General features: G+C 40.5%; 6 protein-coding genes. 4 read left to right on the top strand and 2 right to left on the bottom strand.

What is annotated here, in order from left to right; genetic code table 11:
- Positions 1-32 precede the first annotated feature (32 nt).
- Positions 33-116 (bottom strand): hypothetical protein, encoded by an 84-nt coding sequence (locus JR005_RS15190; RefSeq protein ID WP_416378509.1) that lies wholly within the window; start codon positions 114-116, stop codon positions 33-35.
- On the opposite strand from JR005_RS15190, the gene JR005_RS15085 reads away from it, so the two are divergent.
- From JR005_RS15085 to JR005_RS00410, 4 genes are all read left to right on the top strand, one after another.
- Positions 94-315: a type ISP restriction/modification enzyme gene (locus JR005_RS15085; RefSeq protein WP_416378508.1), complete on the top strand. Its 222-nt coding sequence runs from the start codon at positions 94-96 to the stop codon at positions 313-315. The genes JR005_RS15190 and JR005_RS15085 overlap by 23 nt on opposite strands.
- Complete coding sequence (locus tag JR005_RS00420; protein ID WP_267460114.1) at positions 315-1,025, top strand: type ISP restriction/modification enzyme; 711 nt, start codon at positions 315-317, stop codon at positions 1,023-1,025. The genes JR005_RS15085 and JR005_RS00420 overlap by 1 nt, the downstream gene beginning before the upstream one ends.
- 63 nt (positions 1,026-1,088) lie before the next feature.
- A complete protein-coding gene (locus tag JR005_RS00415; protein WP_218665374.1) occupies positions 1,089-1,316 on the top strand; it encodes a type II toxin-antitoxin system Phd/YefM family antitoxin in 228 nt (75 codons plus the stop codon).
- Complete coding sequence (locus tag JR005_RS00410; protein ID WP_218665373.1) at positions 1,313-1,693, top strand: type II toxin-antitoxin system VapC family toxin; 381 nt, start codon at positions 1,313-1,315, stop codon at positions 1,691-1,693. The genes JR005_RS00415 and JR005_RS00410 overlap by 4 nt, the downstream gene beginning before the upstream one ends.
- 29 nt (positions 1,694-1,722) lie before the next feature.
- Here the strand turns inward: JR005_RS00410 and JR005_RS14300 are convergent.
- The coding region (locus tag JR005_RS14300; RefSeq protein WP_228731723.1) for a vitamin B12 dependent-methionine synthase activation domain-containing protein at positions 1,723-3,162 on the bottom strand (1,440 nt) is incomplete at its 5' end.

Genomic DNA, 3,162 nt, shown 5'->3' with positions numbered 1-3,162 from the left:
ATTTCAAAAGGGCAATGTTTCCCATTATCTACTTATGAGGAATCAATCCAACTAGGTGATATACCATCGACCATCGACCATCGACCATCGACCATCGACCATCGACCATCGACCATCGACCATCGACCATCGACCATCGACCATTATACAAAAAATACCAAGAAAAATCAACAACAAAACCTTGTTATTTGTCTATCAATCACAGGGAACAAGGGCTTTTCTGCCCTAATTACCGACCAGATTCCAGACTTGCACCTGATTGGCGATGCACAGTGTTTCCCTCTTTATCTTTACGAAACAGAGGAGAACAACTAATGGAAAATCAAAATGATCAAGGTGATTTATTTAATACACCATCAGAGGAAAACCCACAAAGTGAACACCCTAAACTGGTGCGTAAAGATGGCATTAGTGATGCAGGTCTAGCCCATTTCCAAAAATCCTATCCAAATGAAAATATTACAAAGGAAGATATTTTCTATTATGTTTATGGCTTGCTACATAGCGAAGATTATCGTACTCGTTTTGCCGATAACTTGACCAAAGAATTACCCCGTATTCCATGTGTAAAACAGGCTCAGGATTTTTGGTATTTTAGCCAGGCAGGACGGGATTTAGCTTATTGGCATCTTAACTATGAAACGGTTGAACCTTATCCCGCAACTTTGGATACAGGCAAAACACCTTATAACCAACTTAAAGATGAAGATTTTTATGTCACCAAAATGAAATTTGCCAAAAAGGGTGAAAAACAAGCGGTGATTTATAATTCAAAAATCACCATTCGGGATATTCCGTTAGAGGCGTATGACTATATCGTTAATGGTAAGTCTGCCCTTGAGTGGGTAATGGAACGGCAGGGTGTTTCTACACATAAAGACAGTGGTATCACCAATGATGCAAATGATTGGGCGATTGAAACAATGGGTAATGCCGCTTATCCTTTGGAATTGTTCTTGTGTGTTATCAATGTAAGCCTTGAAACTATGAAGATTGTAAAAGGGTTGCCGAAGTTGGAGATATAGGAAAATACTTGCATAGAATTTAATTGAGTGTACACTTTTAAGTGGATACTTGGAGGGTGAGTTATGCAAGTTTCAACTAAAGAATTACGTATTCAATCCGGTAAAATTATTCATCAGGTTCAGCATGGGCAAGAAGTTACAGTAACTTATCGAGGCAAAGCACTCGCAAAAATTATACCGATTCAGCAGCAAAAGCAGGATGAGGATATTTTTGGCATGTGGCAACAAGATCAACATGCGCTGACTGTGGATGAAACTGTGAGAGCAATGCGTCAGGGTAGACAGTTTTGATTACTGATACCGATGTGTTGATTTGGTATTTGCGAGGAAAAGCATCTGCTAAGGAAGCAGTTGAAAGTCATATTCCATTTTCAATTTCTGCTATCACCTATATGGAATTGTTGCAGGGAATGCGGAATAAACAAGAAAGCTTACGTTTTCAGAAAGCCCTGCATTACTGGAATGTGCATATTATTCATCTTGATCAGGAAATTTCTGCCCGTGCATCATTCTATGTTCAGGAATATGCACTGAGCCATTCAATGCAAATGGCAGATGCTTTAATCGCTGCAACAGCAATACAATTTGATGAACCTTTACTGACTGCAAATGATAAACATTATAAATTTATTCCTAATATTGATCTGCATAAATTCATTCCTGAATAATCGAGAATGAATTTTAAATTCCTATATGCTTAACCAATCGAATCATCCAAATTCGGTGCTAACCAACGCTTCGCTTCATCCAGTGTCCAACCTTTACGCTTGGCATAATCCTCAAGCTGATCCTGAGCAATTTTACCCACATTAAAGTACTCACTTTCAGGATGCGAATAATAGAAACCACTAACACTTGATGGCGGCATCATTGCAAAATGTTCAGTTAACTTCGTTCCAATTTTCTCCTCAGAACCTAACCAATCGAACAACACTGCTTTTTCAGAATGTTCTGGGCAAGCAGGGTAGCCAGGCGCAGGACGAATACCAACATACTTTTCTTTGATCAGCGCTTCATTATCCAAAGTTTCATCGGCTTTATAGCCCCAGAACTCTTTACGAATCCGCTCATGCAAATGCTCGGCAAATGCTTCGGCAAAACGATCAGCCAAAGACTGAACCAAGATGGCAGAATAATCATCACCTTTGGCTTTATATTCATTCGCGAGTTCTTCCGCACCAAAGATTGACACGGTAAAGCCACCCAAATAATCTTGCTGAGTGGTTGTCGGCTTAATAAAGTCGGCTAAAGATAAATTTGGCTTGCCTGTGACTTTGTCAGATTGCTGACGGACATGCTCGAAAGTATGAGTGACACTTTGAGCATTTTCATCAAACACGCTCACCGTATCCGCAGCTGTACGTTGTGCAGGGTATAGACCAAACACCGCACGCGCATCGAAACGGTTATTCTCAATAATGTCTTTCAGCATCGCTTGCGCTTGATTGTATAAATCGGTTGCGGCTTCGCCGACCACTTCATCTTCCAGAATTTTTGGGAATTTACCCGCCAGACTCCAAGAGATGAAGAACGGTGTCCAGTCAAAATAAGGCACTAAAGCTTCAAGTGGATAATTTTTAATAACTTGCGTACCTAAAGCGTTAGGCTTTGGTGGCACATAGTGATCATCAATTTTAAAACCATTTTCAACAGATTCAGCATAGGAAAGCTTGGCTGCTTTCGGTTGTTTGTTGGCTAAGCGTTCACGAATCTTGGCATATTCAGCACGATGTTCAGTAATAAAGTCGCCACGCATTTCTTTTGAAAGTAGGGTGGTTGCAACACCAACTGCACGTGATGCATCGGCAACATAAATCACAGCATCATTTGAATATTGTGGATCAATCTTCACCGCAGTATGCGCTTTAGAGGTGGTCGCACCGCCAATCAATAATGGAATGGTAAAGCCTTTACGTTGCATTTCTTTGGCAACAAACACCATTTCATCTAGAGATGGGGTGATCAAACCAGATAAACCAATGATGTCACATTTCTCATCAATTGCAGTTTGCAGGATTTTTTCCGCAGGCACCATCACGCCCAAATCGACAATATCATAACCATTACAGCCTAAAACCACGCCTACGATATTTTTACCAATATCATGTACGTCGCCTTTTACCGTCGCCATCAATAC

The sequence above is a fragment of the Acinetobacter sp. Colony158 genome (assembly GCF_019264745.1).
In the GTDB taxonomy this organism is placed as follows: domain Bacteria; phylum Pseudomonadota; class Gammaproteobacteria; order Pseudomonadales; family Moraxellaceae; genus Acinetobacter; species Acinetobacter ursingii.
The sequence above is the reverse complement of the archived record's forward strand: the minus strand, read 5'-3'. Positions and strand labels throughout refer to the sequence as shown.

What these genes read in the sequence shown, in the direction of transcription:
- JR005_RS00420 (WP_267460114.1), top strand. Translation starts at nt 315, where the DNA reads ATGGAAAATCAAAATGATCAAGGTGATTTATTTAATACACCATCAGAG.
- JR005_RS15190 (WP_416378509.1), bottom strand. Translation starts at nt 116, where the DNA reads ATGGTCGATGGTCGATGGTCGATGGTCGATGGTCGATGGTCGATGGTC.
- JR005_RS00415 (WP_218665374.1), top strand. Translation starts at nt 1,089, where the DNA reads ATGCAAGTTTCAACTAAAGAATTACGTATTCAATCCGGTAAAATTATT.